Origin of the sequence: Paenibacillus sp. RC67 (assembly GCF_030020805.1) — a bacterium.
In the GTDB taxonomy this organism is placed as follows: Bacteria; Bacillota; Bacilli; order Paenibacillales; family NBRC-103111; genus Paenibacillus_S.
Map to the genome: position 1 here is coordinate 5,424,852 of NZ_CP125098.1, position 20,017 is coordinate 5,444,868.

Annotated in this window: 17 protein-coding genes; 5 read left to right on the plus strand and 12 right to left on the minus strand. The window is 45.4% G+C overall.

The window, feature by feature from the left end:
- Positions 1 to 593: 593 nt before the first annotated feature.
- Together QMA13_RS24695 and QMA13_RS24700 are read left to right on the plus strand one after the other, a co-directional pair.
- A complete protein-coding gene (locus tag QMA13_RS24695; protein WP_282936375.1) occupies positions 594 to 1,952 on the plus strand; it encodes an ABC transporter substrate-binding protein in 1,359 nt (452 codons plus the stop codon).
- 466 nt (positions 1,953 to 2,418) lie between these two features.
- Positions 2,419 to 3,459 (plus strand): LacI family DNA-binding transcriptional regulator, encoded by a 1,041-nt coding sequence (locus QMA13_RS24700; RefSeq protein ID WP_282936376.1) that lies wholly within the window; start codon positions 2,419 to 2,421, stop codon positions 3,457 to 3,459.
- Positions 3,460 to 3,609: 150 nt separating this feature from the next.
- Here the strand turns inward: QMA13_RS24700 and QMA13_RS24705 are convergent, their stop codons facing one another.
- From QMA13_RS24705 to QMA13_RS24735, 7 genes are all read right to left on the minus strand, one after another.
- Entirely contained in the window at positions 3,610 to 4,692 is a 1,083-nt protein-coding gene (locus QMA13_RS24705; protein WP_282936377.1) for a Gfo/Idh/MocA family protein, read from the minus strand.
- A gap of 83 nt (positions 4,693 to 4,775) precedes the next feature.
- Entirely contained in the window at positions 4,776 to 5,462 is a 687-nt protein-coding gene (locus tag QMA13_RS24710) for a GntR family transcriptional regulator (RefSeq protein ID WP_282936378.1), read from the minus strand.
- Positions 5,463 to 5,513: 51 nt separating this feature from the next.
- The gene (dapA, locus tag QMA13_RS24715; RefSeq protein WP_282936379.1) at positions 5,514 to 6,416 is read right to left on the minus strand and encodes a 4-hydroxy-tetrahydrodipicolinate synthase; all 903 of its coding nucleotides are present in this window, start codon (positions 6,414 to 6,416) and stop codon (positions 5,514 to 5,516) included.
- Positions 6,417 to 6,570: 154 nt separating this feature from the next.
- Complete coding sequence (locus QMA13_RS24720) at positions 6,571 to 8,367, minus strand: sialidase/neuraminidase family protein (RefSeq protein ID WP_282936380.1); 1,797 nt, start codon at positions 8,365 to 8,367, stop codon at positions 6,571 to 6,573.
- A gap of 36 nt (positions 8,368 to 8,403) precedes the next feature.
- Positions 8,404 to 9,693 carry an ABC transporter substrate-binding protein gene (locus QMA13_RS24725; protein WP_282936381.1) on the minus strand — a complete coding sequence of 430 codons (1,290 nt, stop codon included), beginning with the start codon at positions 9,691 to 9,693 and terminating at the stop codon, positions 8,404 to 8,406.
- Between the two features lie 38 nt (positions 9,694 to 9,731).
- Positions 9,732 to 11,060: an ABC transporter substrate-binding protein gene (locus QMA13_RS24730; RefSeq protein WP_282936382.1), complete on the minus strand. Its 1,329-nt coding sequence runs from the start codon at positions 11,058 to 11,060 to the stop codon at positions 9,732 to 9,734.
- Positions 11,061 to 11,341: 281 nt separating this feature from the next.
- A complete protein-coding gene (locus tag QMA13_RS24735; RefSeq protein ID WP_282936383.1) occupies positions 11,342 to 11,995 on the minus strand; it encodes an HD domain-containing protein in 654 nt (217 codons plus the stop codon).
- A gap of 209 nt (positions 11,996 to 12,204) precedes the next feature.
- Between QMA13_RS24735 and QMA13_RS24740 the strand changes: the two genes are divergently transcribed.
- Positions 12,205 to 12,939: a hypothetical protein gene (locus tag QMA13_RS24740; protein WP_282936384.1), complete on the plus strand. Its 735-nt coding sequence runs from the start codon at positions 12,205 to 12,207 to the stop codon at positions 12,937 to 12,939.
- A 116-nt stretch (positions 12,940 to 13,055) separates the two neighbouring features.
- Positions 13,056 to 13,511, plus strand: coding sequence for a DUF2269 family protein (locus QMA13_RS24745; protein WP_282936385.1), 456 nt, complete (start codon positions 13,056 to 13,058; stop codon positions 13,509 to 13,511).
- Positions 13,512 to 13,694: 183 nt separating this feature from the next.
- Here the strand turns inward: QMA13_RS24745 and QMA13_RS24750 are convergent, their stop codons facing one another.
- The 5 genes from QMA13_RS24750 to QMA13_RS24770 form a co-directional block, all read right to left on the minus strand.
- On the minus strand, positions 13,695 to 14,831 hold the full coding sequence (locus QMA13_RS24750; protein WP_282936386.1) for a M20 family metallopeptidase: 1,137 nt from the start codon (positions 14,829 to 14,831) through the stop codon (positions 13,695 to 13,697).
- Between the two features lie 128 nt (positions 14,832 to 14,959).
- A complete protein-coding gene (locus QMA13_RS24755; protein WP_481858022.1) occupies positions 14,960 to 15,763 on the minus strand; it encodes an ABC transporter permease in 804 nt (267 codons plus the stop codon).
- Positions 15,760 to 16,626, minus strand: a complete 867-nt coding sequence (locus QMA13_RS24760; RefSeq protein WP_282936387.1) for an ABC transporter permease — start codon at positions 16,624 to 16,626, stop codon at positions 15,760 to 15,762. The genes QMA13_RS24755 and QMA13_RS24760 overlap by 4 nt, the downstream gene beginning before the upstream one ends.
- A gap of 3 nt (positions 16,627 to 16,629) precedes the next feature.
- Entirely contained in the window at positions 16,630 to 17,754 is a 1,125-nt protein-coding gene (locus tag QMA13_RS24765; protein ID WP_282936388.1) for an ABC transporter ATP-binding protein, read from the minus strand.
- 10 nt (positions 17,755 to 17,764) lie between these two features.
- Positions 17,765 to 18,880: an ABC transporter substrate-binding protein gene (locus QMA13_RS24770; RefSeq protein ID WP_282936389.1), complete on the minus strand. Its 1,116-nt coding sequence runs from the start codon at positions 18,878 to 18,880 to the stop codon at positions 17,765 to 17,767.
- 295 nt (positions 18,881 to 19,175) lie between these two features.
- Between QMA13_RS24770 and QMA13_RS24775 the strand changes: the two genes are divergently transcribed.
- Positions 19,176 to 19,937 (plus strand): IclR family transcriptional regulator, encoded by a 762-nt coding sequence (locus tag QMA13_RS24775; protein WP_282936390.1) that lies wholly within the window; start codon positions 19,176 to 19,178, stop codon positions 19,935 to 19,937.
- Positions 19,938 to 20,017: the final 80 nt, after the last annotated feature.

The following is a 20,017-nucleotide window of genomic DNA, read 5'->3' on the forward strand; positions in this document are numbered from 1 at the left end:
ATAACTATTTCATTAACCTATTTAAAACTATATAGGAAGTACCTTTTGCATAACAATCGTACTATTTTGACGCCATGCGATTTCGTCTTCAACTATCTTGCGGGATTTGCACATCCTTGCGAAACCAAGCATTTAACCATCGCTATCCATTTTCGGAATGGTAATACAACACACTGCATTGTTTTTGAATACAGAACGGTGAACACTCCCTCATATGGAGGGAAGACTTGATCAACCACGTTCTACCACCATCGTATACGACCATAAAAAAGGTTAACCAGATATTTCTGGTTAACACTATCACAGCTTATTCTCGACATTATTCAATAAGAATTGACGAACCCAAGAACTCAACTAATCGTTTCACAAATTTAGCAACTAAAATATATTTAAATTTAGTTTATTTTAGTCATATTTTATTAAATTATCTAATTGACAGGCTATAAACGAAGGTGATATCATGAATTTGACACAAAAATACAGCGCTTACATATCGCATTTCTTCTTTTCTAACTAGATCGATATAAACTTTACTAAACAATCTAGGTATCATTTTGGGCTTTAAAAAGGAATGAATCCAGAGGGGTGTTTGTATGTTAAGTGGAAATAAAGGTATAGCTCTTTTTTTATCATCTGTGATGCTTGCTACCTCCATTAGCGGTTGCAGCAATACTGGAACCAAAGACAATACAACAGGAATGGGCGACTCTCAAAATACTCCTGCACCATCTTTGACGTCCAGCAATAAACCGATAGAGCTTACCGTATACTCTGCTCCCGGAGATTCAGAAGAATCGTGGAACGAACGATTTGGCGACCCGATCCGCAAGAAGTACCCTAACATTACATTCAAGTTTATTAATCCTCGAAACAACGAAGCACAGAAGCTGCAAAATTTGATCGTTGCCGGCGTCACTGTAGATATTTATTACGAATCTATTGGCGGATTTTTCGTTAGCGTGCCTCAATACAATCTGCAGCAGGATCTAACACCGCTTATTAAGAAGTATAATGTAGATTTGAATGCATTCGAGCCTACATTAATCGATGCCATGAAGTCGAATTCCGGTGGTGGGCAAATATGGGGGCTGCCCGTCAACAATAACAATATGGTCATGTATTACAACAAAGATATTTTCGATCGTTTCGGCGTCTCGTATCCTAAGGATGGCATGACGTGGGATGAAGCGATTGAAATGTCGCAGCAGTTTAACAAGTCTGAGGAAGGGAAACAATACGCTGGATTGGCTGTATCCCCCAACCATATCTTGCGAATGAACCCCTTTTCTCTGCCAGTCGTTAATTCCAAGACAAACACAACGACATTTACAGATGAAAAGTGGAGAACGCTGCTCCAGACGATGTTCGTCAGGCCTGCCGCAAGTGAGGGCTATAAAGAGAAAATCCGCAGCTTAAACAATAAGCTGCCCTATGCGACCGAGTTCACACGAACTCAAGACTTGGCGATGTATGTTCATCAATCCAACCTTCCTTTTATCGATTCCAGTTATAAGACAACGAACTTTAATATGGTCTCGCTTCCGACCTTCAAAGATATGCCGGGAATCGGGTCGCAAGCCTACCCTACTTTCTTTACAATTCCAGCTAATAGCCAGCATAAAGAGGAGGCTTTTCAGGCGATCCAGTATTTGGTATCCAGCGAGTATCAGATGGAATATTCGAAGAAAGGGGTCATGCCGGTATTAAAGGATGAAAGCTACAAAAAAGTATTTGCAACGGAAACGGACTATAAAGATATTAATTTCGGAGCAGTGTTCCGAAATCAATTCGCCCCGATACCGAATAAAACTACTTATGACGGGCTTGCTGAAGGAGCACTAACCTCTCAATTCATCGATCTATCACTAGGTAATGTGGACGTCAACTCCGTATTGAGAAAGGCGGAGGAAGAAGGCAATAAGAAGATTGAGACCGAGAAGCTGAAGAAGTGATGCAGCATACGCGCTTTTTACAATAATATATACCAATCCATTGAATAACAAGCAGCCAGGGACCCGAATTCGTCTTAGGCTGCTTGTTGTTATTCGTCAGTCAATTGCTACAGAGTAAGCATTACAATAGCTGTCTTGTCGGGTGAAGACGTTCGAGCCCGATTAGCTTAATAAATCTCCCTCCTCCATACGGTTGTGCTCGTTCAGGATGTAACGAGACTAAACTTTTGATTATTTTAGTAGCCAGCTCATGAATGAAAGCAGTTTCTTTTATGTTCTTCATAGAATTTCTGGTCTTTAAAACTGTGCTGGTTGTCGATGATTGCCGTCTGTTATAAGGATACTAGAATAACTAAACTTTTTTATATATTTCTGTTCGTTTCTTGTCTATTAGAATCTGATTTAGTATAATGTTTAGTGATCTCTTTCTGACCGATCAGTAACCCTATTAAAGGAGTGCATATTTTTGAAAATAGAGGATATCGCCAAACTGGCAAATGTATCCAAATCTGCGGTATCCCTGGCACTCAATGGCAAACCGGGTATCAGTCCAGAAACTCGGCTCAAAATTATCAATATTGCCAAGGAAGGCGGATATACTCCCCGCATTCAAGCTCGAACCGAAAAAACGAGCGGCATAACTCAAACTTTACGCTTTGTTGCCTGCACCAATTCCGGTATCGTATTAGAGCAATATGCGCAACAGCCGTTCTTTATGGAGTTGATTCGCTGCTTTGAAGAGCAGTGCCGGACTAATGGATACTCCTTGTTGTTCTCCTCTGTGCCTTCTGATCAGTTGGAGCAAAGGATTGATCAACTCGAGACCGAGAACGAGTCCAACGGCATTATATTGTTGGGTACGAATTTATCGAAAGAACACATCCGTTTGATCAAGAACATACAACCGAATCTGGTTGTTCTAGACACGTGTTTCGTGACCGAACAGGCCAATTTCATAGTCATGAACAATATGATGGGTGCATACCAAGCCGTGCAGCATTTATTGGAGCTTGGGCATCGGCGGATCGGATATGTTAAATCCAATTATCGGATGTACAATTTTGATATGCGGAGAAAGGGAGTCCTCGCTTGTCTGGAAGAGAACGGAGAATCGCTGAAGGAAGCCGATGTTTTTACTAGCTCCCCTACTGCCATAACGGCTCAGCCGAGCCTTATAGCCCAGTTTCAGGAGCGTAAAGGAGCTTTGCCTACGGCATTGTTCTGCGAATGTGATTATATCGCTATCAGCGTTATCAAATCGCTAGCCGAAGCCGGATTACGCGTCCCGGATGACATATCTGTTGTCGGTTTTGACAATATTCATGAATCCATGGTCATTACTCCAGAGCTGACGACCATCCACGTGGAGAAGGAAACCATCGCCAAAATGGCTGTCAAAAAGCTAATGAGTATGATCGAAACCGGGGATTGTGTAAACATGAAGGCATTCGTAGATACTCGACTTGTCCTGCGCAAATCGTCAAGGCCCCTTCAGGACTTAACCTAAATCTATCAAAGCAGATTGCTTTTGAATATTTCTCAAGGACTCTATTATGTAACAACAAAAAAACAGCTGCAAGCTGACTCCGTAATCCACAGAGTCAGCTTGTTTTATTGTAATCATCTTCAATTCAATCGGGAAACTGTCTTTTTGTCCTTACAATACAATGTTGCGTCTGTTGAGAACATCCTCAACTCTGACAACCTGCCCTGTCTTCATGGATTCTTCCATCGCTTCCATTACCGCAAGAGTGCGAATGCCTTCCTGCAAATCCGGTTTTGGTGCTTGTCCAGTATTCATTCTATCGGAAAATGCCTCAATATAGTTCTGATATTCTCCAGCATGATGACTTTCTCCCTCAAAGCGGAAATAATAACCATGTTTTTCGTCATACTGGTGCAGCTGTGCTGTTTTGGTAATAGGTTCAAAATTAGTATAATAAGCAAGTTTGGGATATCCTGCTCTACTGATCCCTTTTGTTCCTGTCAGGGTGCAGCTGATTTGCTGTTGAACCTCTTTCCCTAGTGTTGGAGCTGCATAAACCCCGCTAACGTTAACGCACTTGCCCTCTCTGTTTTTCAAAATAAATTTCATGGTATCTGGAACAGATAGTTGGTATTCCATCGTATTTGAACTTACGATTCCTACGCCGTAAACTTCTTCGATATCGGTCATATACCAGACCGCCAGATCGACCGCGTGGATCATAAAATTATACATCCATGAGAAGCCTTTTTGATGGCTCCAGCCCTTTTTCAGGAACCATCGGGCATCACTGATATAGTGTGTATCTACCGTCAACAGCTCACCATGCAAGCCATTATCGAAATCATTTCTCTGCATCATCAGAGGCTCAAAATATCGAGAGCTTTGGCCAACAAACACACTTTTCCCTGCTTTTCGCTGAGTTTCTAGAAGCTCGTTAGCCTGCTCTAAGGAAACCAACAGAGGCTTGGTGCAAATGACATGTTTTCCGGCTTCCAGCGCCTGTTTGATATGCATGGCGTGAAGTTGATCCGGTGTATAAATACCTATGACATCAATGGACGGATCATTAAGGAGATCTTCATATTTCAATGTATATCTCGGGTATTCGAATTCCTGGCACCTTTTTATGCAGAGCTCTTCGTTCAAATCGCAAATATTCCCCAATATCCATTTCTCACTCTGCAGCGCAGCCGATATAATACTTCTGCCTTCTCCTAGTCCTAACACACCAAGTGTCCAAACTTTGCACATATGGTGAACCTCCAGTTTTAAGCTTTATCGAGGATTCTTGAATAGTGAAAAGCAGCCGCCTTGGCGTCTGCTTGGTCAAAAAATTATATCATTCCCCCGTGATCGCTAATGACCTTCAGAAGTCGTTGTTGAGAATCTTCCAAGTGTAGCCGGATTACTTTACGTATCTCCTCAGTGGTCCCGCTTTTCATGGCATGGATGATTTCCTCATGTTGAAGCTGCGCTGCTCTGACCATTTCCGAGGAAACAATGGAAGATTTCATCGTAATATAGCGGTAATCCATCAGCCTCAAATAAATATCGATATGTTTTTGATTTTGTCCGATTTTCATAAATTCGATATGAAAGGCCATATTATAATCTGCTGATAAATAGTCATCCACTTGATCGGCTCCGATCAGTTGTGAGGAACGCAGAAGTATATTTTCCATATTCATAATAGCGTTTTGCCTAACATCCTTATCCGCCTGCCCCAATTTCTCGATCACCCAAAGCTCAAGCATAAGCCGGGTATCCATAATATCTATGATATCCTGAGTATTAATCGCTACCACGAAGGTGCCTACTTTGGACACTGTTTTCACAAGTCCTTCCATTTCCAGGCGATTTAAAGCATCTCGAACTGGGGTGCGGCTAACGCCAAGCTTGAAAGCCAGATCCGGGATAGATATTTTTTCATTCGGAGTAAAGTGACGGCGAATAATTTGATGCTTTAATACGCTGTACGTTTTGTCCCATAAGTTGGAGGTATCAATTCTAGGCAATTCCATGGTTGTTCACACCTTCTATTTTATTGCACTTCGATTTCGATTAACTTAAAATCAACACTCCGCTCGAAGCAGTCCTTTGCTAAGATAATTCTCCATCACATAGATCAGCTCCGACCTCTCCTTTCCGGAAAGAGGATTGACTGGCAACCGGGGAGGTCCCGCAGGAAACCCAAGTATATTCAATGCTTCTTTAAGCACAGATGGCAGTGTGCTGAGCTGGAATGCGTTCCGTAAGTCTCTTAGCACCCTTTGGCTGCTTTCTGCTTGATCATAGTTGCCTTTTTTCCAATTCTCATAGATAGAGACCACTGCTTCGGGGAACACGTTGGCAGTTGCTGCAATCGCCCCTTGTCCTCCAGCCATCAAGGTGGGCAGTATGAGAGAATCCGTACCGGCAAGAACCGAAAAATCCGGCCCGGACAACTCAATATATTGGAGAATGGTATCAAAGCTGCCGCTGCTGTCTTTAATGCCGACAATATTATCAACAGCTGCTAATTCCGCAACAGTCTCCGGCTGCAAATGGTTTCCCGTACGCGCGGGGATATTGTATAAAAGGATCGGCAGAGATGTCGACTCGGCAATACGCCGAAAATGCTCGAACAATTCCTTCTGGGTAAATTTTAAGAAAAATGGAGTAATAACCGACAGCGTATCTGCTCCGATATCTTCCATCCTTCGGGCAAGCTGCACGGTTTCGACCGTAGATATATGACCAATACCAACGTATACCGGAACCCGGCCCTTCACTTCATCCACGATGACCTCAGCCACTCGTATTTTTTCCTCAAAGGTCATGGAGAAAAATTCACCATTGGTCCCGAGGCAAAAAAGCCCGTGAGCACCTGCTGCGAGTAACTTTGAAACTAGCAACCGTAGTGCAGATTCATTCAATTCCTGATTGCTGTGAAACGGAGTAATCATGGCTGGTATGATCCCATTAGGCTGGAACATTGAATTCCCCTTCCATATCCACGTTTTTTTGGAATAATATTATGATAATGTATATTTGGAACGTTGTATACAACATGTTTGAAAAACTTTCCATTTGGCTTGAATAAAAGATCACGTTTCCCCGTAACGCTCGTTAGCCTCTTAACCGTCCTGTTTATCCATGCTCCGAGGTTTCCACATATTGAATGTAATAGACAGATTCCTCTATGGGATCGTCGGCTCCATAACAATCGTCAAACTCTAAGGGCGTATCGATATTCGGCTCCTTCCGGAAAGCGCCTGTTCGAAAAACAAGCCGCTCCACGGACAACACCGGGGAGAAGAAGCTAAATGTTTTGCAGAAATCTTCTATGATCAATTCATACTTTTGCCTGAGCACATCGATGTTCAGCACAACCTCATACCATAGATCTGGCTTATAGCTCATGACTTTGTGTAATCCTCCGTGCTGCACTTTGATCCAGCCGTCATGATCCAAAATCAGGCGAAGCGGTATCGTTCCTTTGTAAGCGCAAACTTCGATTTGCAGTTGCCCCGTATCGGATGGAACGGCGAGCAGCTTGAAATGAATACGAACTTTACGGCTTTCGGGAAATACGCGGACTGCTTTACTGTAATCATACGGATCCATATTATGCAGTCTCAAGCTTTTATTGGTTTGTGAAGGGAAAGGCTCAATCGACACCTGTGCCCATTGGCAGCTGTAAATGTTCCAGTCCCGGACATAGCCCCCAGTAGGCATATCGTCGAATAGGTCCCGTACCGGCTTATCCACTCGAAGCTCTGCAGGTGCAGGAACTCGGCTTACCCATATATCTTCTTTATTCACACTGTAGGTTAGCCACATGTCGCTTCCTGTCGGCAGTGGATTCCCCGCTTCGATCCCCCGAATATACTGAGGGCCATAGTCTTTGTAGTGCCCGGAGAAACGCATCGGCGATACATCTCCATGAATGACCGCCATATGGTCGAATTGCAAGCCGTCAACACTGGTTAACATAGCAAGCGGCCAGCGGTATTTTCCTGTCGGCGTCGGGTTGTATACGAGTGTGTACTTCCCGTCAGCCATTTGCTGTCCCCACACCTTAGCTCCCGCCATGATGAACGACGGTACATCGTGCAGCTTAGACCATGTCTGTCCTTCGTCTTCCGTCACAGCAGCCTTGGAAGACTTGAATACCGCGATAACCCTGCCATCAGGCAGACGGTAGGTAGATGAAGCTTTGCCTCCAGTTATCGTGTAGAATCCATCCTTGCTGCGGTCTTCCTCCCACCACTGCATGGTGATCAGCTTATCGGCAAGCAGTGCCTCACAAGCCTCTATGAATGCTGGATCCGGCGATGATGGATAGTATGGAAACTCCGTATTCGCTTCGTTCCAGCCAGCATGAAGGTTATAGCGCAAAAAATAAATTGGTCCCCAGCTGCCATCCCTATAGATCTCTCTGACCACACGACCTATCCCGTTGCCATCATTCGGATGTACACGATAAGTAGGGCAAATGCCATAAAATCCAAGCACAAGTAATTTCCCGTTCGGCGCTTCATAAAATCCCATCCGTTGATGCATAACAGCATAGCTATCAGGGGGGAGCTCCGGGGCATCTGGGTTATGATATACACCCTCTGGAATCTTGATGGCCGGGAACACGACCTTGGGTTTCTCCCAACTAATGCCGTCAACAGACACGGTCAGCAGCGTATGTCCTGGAGGAACATGCTCTGAAACCGGATTGCTTAAATATTGCAAATAAAATTTCCCGTGCCAATGAGCCAGCATCGGAGCATGATTGTACGTCCACCCCAAATCATCGGCAAACTCTATCCGGGTACGATTGGCGCGAATTATTTGATAGTTATGCGTACCCACCACAGGTCTCAGCTGTCCGTCATGATAATCGGTATTGGCCGACTCTCCACCGATATAACGGATTAGATCGTTGTCATCCATCCTAGCGTTCCTCCATTCACTTGAATAACTTCCAGCTTAGTTTTTATTTTTCTGTATGGATTGATTAGCCAGTTCCTCCGCTTTGCGAATCATCGTATTAAGATCGGTCTTCTTATTAACCAGCTCGCGAAGTGCTACGTTGTCAATTCCATCTTCGATGACATACTCATCGTATTTGGTAGTCGGACCTGATGGGGCAAACGGGTTATAATAAATCGCCTTCAAATTTTTGTCCTTATCCACCGTATCCTGACCGATCGTATTTTGAATATCCTGATTGTTCAGAGCCGTTAGAAAGCCTTGCTTGGATAGTTCCATCTGGAATTCGTCTGAAGTCAAATATTGAATAACCTTCATTGCTTCGTCCTTATGCTTACTGAATGATGGAACTCCCAAATACGTGTACATAATCTGAGGCCCGATCCGAGGTGCATCATTAAAGGTTGGAACGGATACCATATCCCACTTCATATCCCTCATTTCCTTCACACCCTGATGCATATCCGAATCTGTTAAATACATTGCCACATCCTTATTTTTATAAAACACATCGGAGCCCGGCCATTGAGTGCCGAACTTCCCTTCCATGCCTTCGATCGAGCTGAATTTTTCGTATACGGTTTCGATCGTCTTTTTCCATTTCTCGTTATTGATCAGTGCCATTTCCGTCTTCATATCGACAAAGGGCAGCGAGTATTGGTTTTTACGCAAATAGCTTTTCGTCTTTATCCAGTACCCGTAATACGATTTGTCATCGACGCGGGTCAGCTTTTTGGCCAGTTCATAGGTCTCTTCCCAGGTCATGCCGTCCTTTGGATAAGGGATCCCGAAACGGTCGAAAATTTCTTTATTGTAATACAGCGCCATGCCGCTTCCATAGATAGGGAGGCCGTATAACCCACCCGCTGACCGCATTTGATCCAACCCGTTTTTATCAAAACGGCTCAGATCCACTTGATGCTTGGCAGCCAAATCAGTCATATCCATCTCAAGCTTAGCTCCAAGCAAATCTCTTGCATAGGTTCGCGCACTCTCTACATAGATATCGAAGGTTTGATTGCTGGCGATCATTTCCGGAAAAGAGAAGCCCGCTCCCTTCTGAATATACTTAATGGTATAATCCGGGAACTTTCTTCGGACCGCTTCAACAAACAAAGGCTCCTTACTCGAACTATAAAATGTGATCTCAACGGGGGTCTTCGGTCCCTCTTCAACCGCTTTAGTTGAGGGTTCCTCTTGTCCTCTCGCATCTTGGCTCTTGGTGCAAGCAGTGGCAGCTAACAAGACAGCAATCATCATTACAGGCAACACTTTTCTCAAGATCATGGAATTCCCCCCCGAATCATGAATAATTGGCAAGGTCCTCACTTTGATGTCGCTATTTTCTGGTTAGCAATTTCTTCAGCCTTTCTCAATCCCGAATTGAGGTCAATCAAACCTTTCACAATATCCCTTAGCTGGGTTTTCTCCAAGCCGTCCTCCACCACAAACTCATCGTACTGCGTAATTGGCGCGGTCGGAGCAAATGTATTATAAAACGCTGCATTCATGTTCAGTTTCTTGTCCTTGTATGGAGTGTTGGTTGCATAGGCCTTTTGGACTGCCTGACTTTTGAGCGAGGTCATGATGCCCAACTTGGACATCTCCATTTGATACTCCTCAGAAGTTAACTGTCGGATAACCTCCATGGCCTGATTTTTTTTCTGACTCATGGATGTGATACCCATATAGGTGTAGGATGCCTGTACGCCAACTTTCGGCTTGTCTTTAAAAGTAGGCATAGCCACCATATCAAAATTCATTTTGCTCAGTGATTCTTGGGCGGCCATAAGCCAGCTGGACTGCATAACATACATGGCTAATTCCTGAGAGACATTGAATGCGTCATGACTGGGCCATGCAGTAATCGCTCTTTCTCTAAAGGCGGTAATATCCGAGAACTTTTTGAACATGGTGTCGAATAGCCGATTCCACTCGTCAGTGGAAACAGACGCCTTTTCCGTCTTGGGGTCCACTAATGCAAGAGACAATTGATTCGTCCTTAAATAATGCTTGGGGGATATCCAGAAACCAAGGTACTGTTTTTCTCCATTGTTCACCGTCAGTTTTTGGGCCAATGCATACGTTTCATCCCAAGTCATGCCGTCTACTGGATAGGGAACTCCCAATTTGTCAAAAATATCTTTATTGTAGTACATAACCATCGTGTAATTGGATAAGGGCAGCCCGTATAATCCACCAGCGCCCTCGACCGAAGTCATCTGATTAATTCCTTCAGGCTCAAAAGCATTCAAATCGATTTGGTGCGATTTCACTAGATTCGACATATCTAACGCAAGGTTAGTAGGTATGTATTGCTGCTTAACTGATCGGGCATTAGCCATATATAAATCAATCATTGTGCCGGAGCTTAACAAGTGTTCGAGCCGGGAAGTTTCTGTTTGTGAGATGTGAGTGATTTTGTACTGGGGCAGTTTTTTCTTGAGATATTCGCCGTATTTCTGATTCCACGCGTCAGGGCTTTCTAGCGAAAAAACCGTCAATTCAGTCGGTTCGTTAATCTTCTTACTTAATTCTTCTTCTGAAGCTTTCGTTTCTTCGGGGGCATTCTTGGGGTCTCCATTACACGCTGGGATCGTAACGAGGATAGATGCTGCGGAAAGCAGAATTGCACATCCCTTCAACCATTTCACGGTCTCCTTCACCTCTTTAGTCCTAATTTGTTTACCATTAGTTTCAAATGCATGAATATGAAGGCGATTACAATATATATTTCATATTATATGTTGTATACAACAATATGTAAATAATGGATAAATGAAATAATTAGGGTGGATGTAGGTCTGTTGAATTGAAAAGTTCCAGATAAAACAAAAAGATTGCAGCTATCCGTTCCCTGGTCAGATAGCTTGCAATCCTTTACGTGTTACAATAGAGCTTTTCAATATTCAACCTTCGGAGGAAATGAGCCACTTTACAGTGAGTCCTTCCCCTCCCATTCAGCATAAAACTGCTCCAAAAAGGCTTCCATATACTGATGTCTGCTGCGGGCGATCTGCTTGCCAGTTTCTGTGTTCATCATATCGGACAGCTTCAACAGCTTTTCGTAAAAATGATTGATTGCCGTCGATTTGCCATTCCTATACTGCTCATAGGTTAATTGGTCACGGGGAGATAGTTCCGGATCATACATCAAGCTGCCCTTCCAGCCTGCATAAGCAAAAGTACGTGCTATGCCAATCGCCCCCAAAGCATCGATTCGATCTGCATCCTGTACGACCTGAGCTTCTTTGGTCCTCACGGGGGGATTATGACCTCCCTTAAACGACATGGTACCGATAATATCCAGCACATGGGATGCAACCTGAGCCTCAACTTCATAGGATACCAACCAATCACGGACCTTGTTCATTCCCGCTTCAGCAGATGGGTTCAGCTTCTCATCGGCTATATCGTGGAGCAGCGCAGCCAGCTCGCACACGAACACGTCCGCTTGCTCCCTCTCCGCGATCAATCGAGCCATACGTGTCACACGTACGATATGCCACCAGTCATGTCCGCTTGAATCCGATTCAAGCTCTCTTTTCACATCTTCAGCCGCTTTGTCTATTATAAGTTGTTGATTCATCACCTATTACTCCCTTCCTTCATATAAAGCCTGTTTCGCGCCAAGATTATAACTATAACCTGTTCCTTTACCAACTTCAATAAGGCATTGCCGTGCTGATTTCTACCATTTCGGTACAACCATCCAAGCACAATAACTTGGCTAGTCATATTCTACACAACATGTGTAATGTCAGAGTCAGCTAAAACGCTTGACAAGGAGTGGAGATCGTGGCGAAGGGTATCGTGGACGTTAATGTGTTATCAGAGATGGAATATAATAATGTGAATCTCGTGTTGGGCTGCGGTGGCGGATTACCGAACGATCTTCATCTTATAACAGACACCGAGGGCCTCTTGTTAAAACGGGGAAATGTCACTAGTGAAATTACGTTAGTTCAGGAAAAAGGAGACGAATGCTCTTTCAATTACATGGAGATGAGTCCGGAGACAGCCCAAAAATTCGCATTGGAGCATGGAGACCGCGTTGTTTTGGATTATAGGAACGACACCAAAACACTACAAATGCAGCGTCTAAATTCCAGCAGCGCAAGTGGGCTATTGCTTGTAGATTCGAGGAAGAACAGAGACGGAGTCATTACTATCGGCTACGCATTATTAAGCTGGTTAGGCATACCGGAGGATGCAGCCGGAACTATGATTACAGTGAATAATGGGTCTATCACTAGGCGCTTGAGAGTGATTATACCGGAAAATGAACTGGATGAAACGCTTCGGATGAGCGCTTCGAATTTGAAAGCGATGGGTCTTACACCAAGAAAGAAATGGAAGTTCGCTTATAATCAAACAACGAAAGTATTAAGTGTTGTGATGAATAAATCCGTTGAAGCCGGAATCAGCAAAAATGTGAAGCGAGCAGCCAAATCTGTTCGCAAATCACAAACACCTGTGCTGCACCAGAAAAATAAGCCGAAGAGAGAAAAGACAAAGCCTCACAAGCATTAGGAAAAAAATGTATAAAGAAAATTTAATATCCATTTTTTGTTTTAACTGTATCTCAAAAACACTTCAACCATGTATAGTTATAAAGGACTCACTTTCATTTGTAGGAGGTAAATTAGTTGAAGTGGTTAGTATTGCTGCATGTGTTATCTTCCATCATAGGGATAGGACCGACGTATTTCATTCATGTATTGTATCGCAAAAGACAATCCGTGGGTGAACTGAAGCAATCCTTAAGATTGAGTGCTTTGCTCGACTTATTCCCTAAGATCGGAGGAAGCATTGCAGTTATTAGTGGTATTGCTCTTGTCGCCATGTCTCCTATACATTTTCTTGATTTTTGGATTATTGGTTCACTATTGCTGTACGTCATGATTCAAATTTTGGTTTTTGGAGTTATAACACCTAAACAAATGAGACTAAGAGACTTGCTGGAAGAAACTTCTCTCAAGGATCAGGAAATGCTATCGGAGCCGTTACAGCTGCAGGTTGCTTCTATTAACCGAATGCTGCTACTCATAGCCTTATTAGGCATTCTATTGTTCGTACTCATGTTCATGAAACCAGTAATGTAGCTATAGCACATGAGAAAACCTATATCGAGGCCTTTCAAAGACGAGCGATCGCGTTCAGTGGTTGGTTTTATCGCCAAATAATATTTTCACCCCCAATGACCCCGGAATCTTATAAATTTTATTGTGGTAAAAAAGCCTGCTCTCAGGATTATGTTCATAATCCTGAGAGCAGGCTTTGTCCATTTATATCGTTGCAATCAAACGAGCTAGCAGCAATGTGCGGACAGGAATGTCCGACACTGTCACATATTCACCTGGAGCGTGGGCAAAATCTCCGCTTGCGCCGAGTCCATCCAGCGTCGGAATGCCGCTTGCTGCGGTGAAATTGCCATCGCTGACCCCGCCAGTGGCGGTTTCCGTCAGCGTCAGACCCAGCTCCTCGCTTGCAATGCGCTGCGCGATTTCAAACAGCCTCGCGCTGGCAGCGGTGCGCTCCATCGGCGGGCGCATCATCCGGCCGCTTACTGCCACCTGCGCCAGCGGATGATGTGCTTGCAGCGCCATGAGCTCCGCATGCACGCGCTCAGCCTCCGCGATGGATGGCACACGAACGTCGATCTCCGCCTCCGCGTAATCGGCTACCACATTGGTGCCGATGCCTCCGCGGATGATACCGACGTTGACGTTCGTTCCGACCGCCGGGTCGGACATCGCGTGCAGGCGCTGCACCTGCAGCGCCAGCTCATGGATCGCGGAAACGCCACGATCCGGTGCCACCCCCGCGTGCGCGGAAACGCCGCGCACTTCGAGCTTGTACCGCCCGCTCCCTTTGCGGGCGGTTTTGAGCGCGCCCATGGGTGCCATGGGCGGCTCCAGCACCAGCGCCGCGCTCGATTTGCGCGCGAGCTGCTCTATCAGCCCGCGCGACGCCGGGCTGCCGATCTCCTCGTCGCTGTTCAGAAACAGCGACACCTGCGTATCCGCAGGCCATGCTCCGCTGTCCTGCAGCACCTTCATGGCGTACAGCGCCTGCAGTACGCCGGCTTTCATATCGTATACGCCCGGGCCATACGCCCGTCCGTCACGGATGGAGAAGGGCCGCTTCGCCGCTTCACCCACAGGCCATACCGTATCGTAATGGCCTACAAGCAGGATGCGGCGCGAGCCTTGCCCGACTTCGATCAGCAAGCGATCGCCCGCTTCCTCGTGAGCCAGTCTCACAACATGAGCACCCAAGAGCTTTTCAGCTAATGCGGTGAACCAATCCGCCATCTGATCATTGTGCGACTTACTTTTTGAGGGCGAGTCCATATTTACACACGCCTCAAGCAGCTCAAGCAGCTCCGGCATATAAGTTTCTATTCTAGTAAGTAATGACATCGCTCTCCATAACCTTTCCTGTAAATCCTCCGAAAGTACAGCATCTCTTTATCACTTATAACCAGGTACTAATACAAATGGAGGAGCCCCTCATGACTGTTTTCTTTTTCTTAGGGGGGCTTCATCTGTTAATGTGCTTGGGAATTTGACCCGAACAACCGATCCAATCCATACACAAATTCAAGAATCAAAATAAAAACTAAGCTTAACAAAATAACAACAGACGATATAGATGCTACTAACGGATCCAATGTTTCCTGCATGTAGCTGAAAATAGCAAGCGGTAATGTCGTCATCTGAGGGGACACCAAGAACAAAGAAACCGTCACATTATCGAACGAGGTCAAGAACGAGAAAATAAATCCTGATATGAGCGCCGGCTTCAGCAGAGGCAGCGTAATATCCCGAAACACTTGCCCCGGCTTTGCTCCAAGAATGTAAGCCGCTCTTTCCAACGTGTAATCGTAAGCACTCAGTCCAGTCAAAGTCAACCGAATAACGAACGGTACCGAGATCAGAATGTGAGTCGCCAACAGTCCCCAGAATGTTCCTGCAATAGCAATTCGGGTAAAGAACAATAGCGCTGCTATCCCTATAATTAAGGAAGGAATCGTTAAAGGAGACAGCATAAGCGCGTGAATGAACTTTTTGCCCCGGAAACTATATTTATGCAGCGCCAATGCGCCAACCACACCAACTAATGTTGCCAGCACCGCCGTGATGGCGGCTAGCTCAAGACTAAATACAAAGGCATCGATAAATTCCGGTCGATCCAGAATTTTAGCATACCATTTGAACGAAAAGCCCTGGGGCGGAAACGTAAGCACGTTTTTGGAAGTCAATGAAACCGGTATTACGACCAGAAGCGGCGAAATGACGAACAAGATAACGAAGAACGTAATGAGACCTAACAATGGAAACCGCCGCATCATGATGAGAACACCTCTTTATACCGTTTCGTTTCAATAATCTTCGTGAACAGCGCTACCAACGCATACGTCGAAGCCAGCAGCAGGAAGGATAGCGCTGCGCCTAACGGCCAATTCAGCGTAGCCATAATTTTCTCGTAAGCAATAACAGGCAGCACCTTAACCGATGTTCCCCCCATTAATGCTGGAGTTACGAACGCGCTCATGGACAAGCTGAACACCAGGGTAATCCCTGCGATCATGCCAGGCAAGCTTAACGGAAGCGTGATCGTAAAGAAGGAACGCATTCTCGAAGCCCCTAATATTCCGGCAGCTTTGTAGAGCGATGAATCGATTGCATACAAGCTCGTTGCAATGGAAAGCACCATATAGACGACGAACGAATCGGTCAAGCCTATGACGACACCCAGCTCATTGTAGAGCAGACGAAGCGGCTTATCGATCAAGCCCAGCTGCATCAATGTCGTATTGATCCACCCCTTCTCACCGAGAATGACGACCCATCCGAAATTACGGATAACAACACTTATCAAGTGCGGTGAAATGATGAGAAAAGTCACGATCCCGCGGAGCCTGCCGCTTGTTCTTGCCATAAACATAGCCACCGGATACGCAAGAACAAGCGCTACGATAACCGTGTACAAGCTGACTCGAATCGTCCGCCACAACACTCCGATATAGTAAGGATCTTGAACGAACAACAAATAATTTTTCAAAGTGAACTGCTGGTGCTCATCCTGAACGCTCTGCAAGAAGATATACAGCATCGGGATTAAGAAGGCGCCGAGCAGTACGATAAGTCCAGGTGCCAGTAGTAGGAGCGCAGTGCGCAGCGATCCTTTTGACGTTACTGAGGATGCAGCCATCGCTTATCGCTCCTTTCCGGGAAAGACGAACACGTCCTCCGGGTTCCAATACAGCCTTACTCTTTGTCCCGGCTGCAGTCTTCCTTGCTGAACGGCGGATTGAACCCGCACCATCAAGGTTTCGCTGCCTATTGCGACTTCGCATTCCACGAAGGAACCTAGAAAAGACAGCTGCTTCACAACACCTTCGTTATGAGCATAAGTATTATTGCGTTGAAGCGATTCGGATGTTTCTTCATCCAATGCCAGCATAAGCTTCTCCGGACGAATATAGATGGATACCGATTCTCCAGCCGTAAAGCTCTTTCCTCTCGGTCCCGCTTCCAGCTCAAATGAGCCGCCAGTCTGCCCTGCTTCAAGCACTAGCTTGGAGCCAGCAAAGCCCTTCATTTTTCCCGTCAATCGATTCGATTTGCCTATAAACGTATGAACGAATTCACTTGCCGGTTCGTTATATATTTCCCAAGGCGTCCCGATTTGCTCGACTTTACCATGATCCAGAACCACAATGCGATCGGACAAATAGAGTGCTTCTTCCTGATCGTGTGTAACGAAAATAGTCGTAACGCCGGTTTCCTGATGAAGACGCTTTAATTCATCCCGCAGCTCTTCCCTTAGCTTCGCATCCAAGTTACTTAAAGGCTCATCCAGCAGGAGCAGCGACGGCTCCGTAACAAGCGCCCGGGCAATCGCAATGCGCTGACGCTGCCCTCCGGACAGCTGCTTCGGATAACGGTCAGCCACATGAGGCAGCTTTACCAGTTCTAGCACACGGGCTACTCTGGAAGCGATCTCAGCTTTAGGTACTTTACGCAGCTTTAAACCATAACCTACATTCCCCGCAACCGTCATATGAGGAAACAGCGAATACGTTTGGAATACCATACCCAAATCTCTTTTGTTGGAAGGGACCCCATTCATTCTCTTCCCTTTGACGATCAACTCCCCTTGGTCCGGATCAAGAAATCCTGCGATCATGTTCAATGTCGTCGTCTTGCCACATCCAGATGGGCCGAGGAAGGAGATGCATTCTCCCTGCTCGATTTGCAAATCGAAATTGTCAACAACTACGTTCGAACCGAACGTTTTCCGTATACCGTGAAGCTCTACATCGTAAGTTTTGGCCACGTTCTCTCACCTATTTTCCTACACTGGGTGCAATCTCTTTGTTGAATCGGTCAATCCATTCCGGTGTTTTGGCACCTACGGTTTCCAAGTCGAACTTCACTACCTTGCTGCGGTCAAAGTCCAGCAGCTTCGCCGTTTCATCCGGCAGCTTAACATTCGTTACAGGGTTATAGTATAGCTTGCTTGCATACATCTTCTGAACTTCGTCCGACAGCAAGAATTCTACGAACAGCTTAGCTGCATTCGGGTTCTTCGTTCCTTTGATAATCGTCGCCACGTTCGGTACCAGGTTCGTGCCTTCCTTAGGTATGACAAATTTTAATTCCAATCCGGCATCCTTTTGTACTAAGCTGCGCGCCATCGTCCAGGTCGTATAAGCCGAACTCTTATTTTGCAGGTTTTGCTGCAGCTGTGCCGCACTCTTCGCAAAGGTAGGCATGTAGCCTGCGATCGTTTTCATTTTGGCAAAACCAGCATCCATATTTTTCTCGTTCCCGCCGTTGGCATAAGCCAGCATAATGAGAGTTGAGCGTCCGAAATTACTTGAAATCTCAGATATGGTTAGATTGCCTTTCATCTCAGGACGGGTCAAATCGTTCCAAGAAGTCGGAATCGGCAGGTTTTTCTCTTTTACCATCGCCTCGTTGTAGGAGATACCCATCGGAGTAAAGTTAACGGCGACCCCACTGCTGTCCTTCATCTTCAAATCTTCAGAAACCTTTTTCATGCTTGGGATGTCTTTATCGCTCAGGGTATCCCATAATCCCTCTACACGGCCCGCTTCCTGCTCTCCGCCTTCTACGATCGTTACATCCATTTGCGGAGAAGCCTTTTGCGCTTTAGCCTTTGCAACAATCTCTGTGGAAACGCCAGATACATAAGTCAGTTTCACATCAGGATACTTTTCATTAAATTTCTTAAAAATTTCATCCTTCATCAGCTGCTCAACCGTAGCTCCATTACCTGCTACGACCAACTGCTTTTCCGGGGTGAGCCCACCCTCTCCAGCTTTTCCTTCAGCAGCCGGAGCCGGCTTAGCCGCTTTATCCGTTGAGGTGCCACAGCCCGCCAGTACACTTCCAAACAGAACTACAGCGGATAATACAGAGATTGTCTTTTTCTTCATTGATGTTGATCCTCCCTTATAATAGCTGTTTATATGGTATAGGAATTTACTGGAGCAGCAGCACGAACGATCAGCCTTTGCAGCAAACGCCTTCCAATACATTGGATAAAAAAATCCCTCGAACCACTTGTTCACTATATGTGAACGTTGTATACTATATGTGAACCATAAATAAATTCTAGCATGATTTAAAATTTTGCGCAATTGTAAATATTCAATTTTTAGACTAGGAAAAATGTAACGATTGTGATAAAATACCAATATTTTCGTACTTGTCTAAGGGAGAAGGAATTCTATGGAAACGTATTTATCTTCCGTCAAAAATAGCTGCCATCTGCTGAAGCTGTTTCTCGACTCACCTAAAGAGCTGGGCGTTACAGATCTCAGCAAACGGCTAGGCTTATCCAAGGGCGCCGTCCACAAGCTTCTCATCACTTTGGAAAGTGAAGGATTGATCCGCCAAAATCCAGCGAACAAGCAGTACGCACTAGGCTACACGCTGCTCGAGCTCGGCAACAAAGTGCTCAAGGACCATAACATGGTTGAATTTGCGCGTCCGCATATGCATCGTCTAGCGTCTACTACCAAGGAATTGGTGTGTCTGTGTGTCATTGACGGTACGGACGCCATTTATGTAGATAAAATTGATTCGCAATATCCGATCCGTTTCGATATTGAAGTGTACCGCCGCTTTCCGCTATACGCAACTTCCGCTTCGCGGTCCATTCTCGCTTATCAAACCGAATCCTTCATTGACGGCGTCTTAAGCGAAGAGCTGCGTACGTTTACTCAGCATTCCTTGAAAAATCCTGCAGATGTCAAAGACCGCTTGGCTCAGATTCGCGAGAAAGGCTATGAAATGAGCTCTAATCTTCGTAACGTCGGGGTTACCGGGATCGCAGCCCCTATCTTTGATGCAGCCGGTCAAGTCATTGCATCGATAAGCACGATAGGCCCTACTGACCGCATGGTCCCTGCTAAGGAAGAATGGATTGCTGCTGTACTGGACACAACACATTCGATCTCATTAGGTCTTGGCTTCAAGGGCAGCCACTAAATGTTGACGTAGTAGTATCATTTTTTCTCTATAATCATGAAATGACATTCGAATCGGAATCGATCGAATGTCATTTTAGT

Coding starts and splice junctions, on each gene's coding strand:
- dapA (WP_282936379.1), bottom strand. CDS start 6,416: ATGTTCCAGCCTAATGGGATCATACCAGCCATGATTACTCCGTTTCAC.
- QMA13_RS24755 (WP_481858022.1), bottom strand. CDS start 15,763: ATGATGCGGCGGTTTCCATTGTTAGGTCTCATTACGTTCTTCGTTATC.
- QMA13_RS24760 (WP_282936387.1), bottom strand. CDS start 16,626: ATGGCTGCATCCTCAGTAACGTCAAAAGGATCGCTGCGCACTGCGCTC.
- QMA13_RS24770 (WP_282936389.1), bottom strand. CDS start 18,880: ATGAAGAAAAAGACAATCTCTGTATTATCCGCTGTAGTTCTGTTTGGA.
- QMA13_RS24710 (WP_282936378.1), bottom strand. CDS start 5,462: ATGGAATTGCCTAGAATTGATACCTCCAACTTATGGGACAAAACGTAC.
- QMA13_RS24725 (WP_282936381.1), bottom strand. CDS start 9,693: ATGATCTTGAGAAAAGTGTTGCCTGTAATGATGATTGCTGTCTTGTTA.
- QMA13_RS24695 (WP_282936375.1), top strand. CDS start 594: ATGTTAAGTGGAAATAAAGGTATAGCTCTTTTTTTATCATCTGTGATG.
- QMA13_RS24735 (WP_282936383.1), bottom strand. CDS start 11,995: ATGAATCAACAACTTATAATAGACAAAGCGGCTGAAGATGTGAAAAGA.
- QMA13_RS24705 (WP_282936377.1), bottom strand. CDS start 4,692: ATGTGCAAAGTTTGGACACTTGGTGTGTTAGGACTAGGAGAAGGCAGA.
- QMA13_RS24750 (WP_282936386.1), bottom strand. CDS start 14,831: ATGTCATTACTTACTAGAATAGAAACTTATATGCCGGAGCTGCTTGAG.
- QMA13_RS24720 (WP_282936380.1), bottom strand. CDS start 8,367: ATGGATGACAACGATCTAATCCGTTATATCGGTGGAGAGTCGGCCAAT.
- QMA13_RS24775 (WP_282936390.1), top strand. CDS start 19,176: ATGGAAACGTATTTATCTTCCGTCAAAAATAGCTGCCATCTGCTGAAG.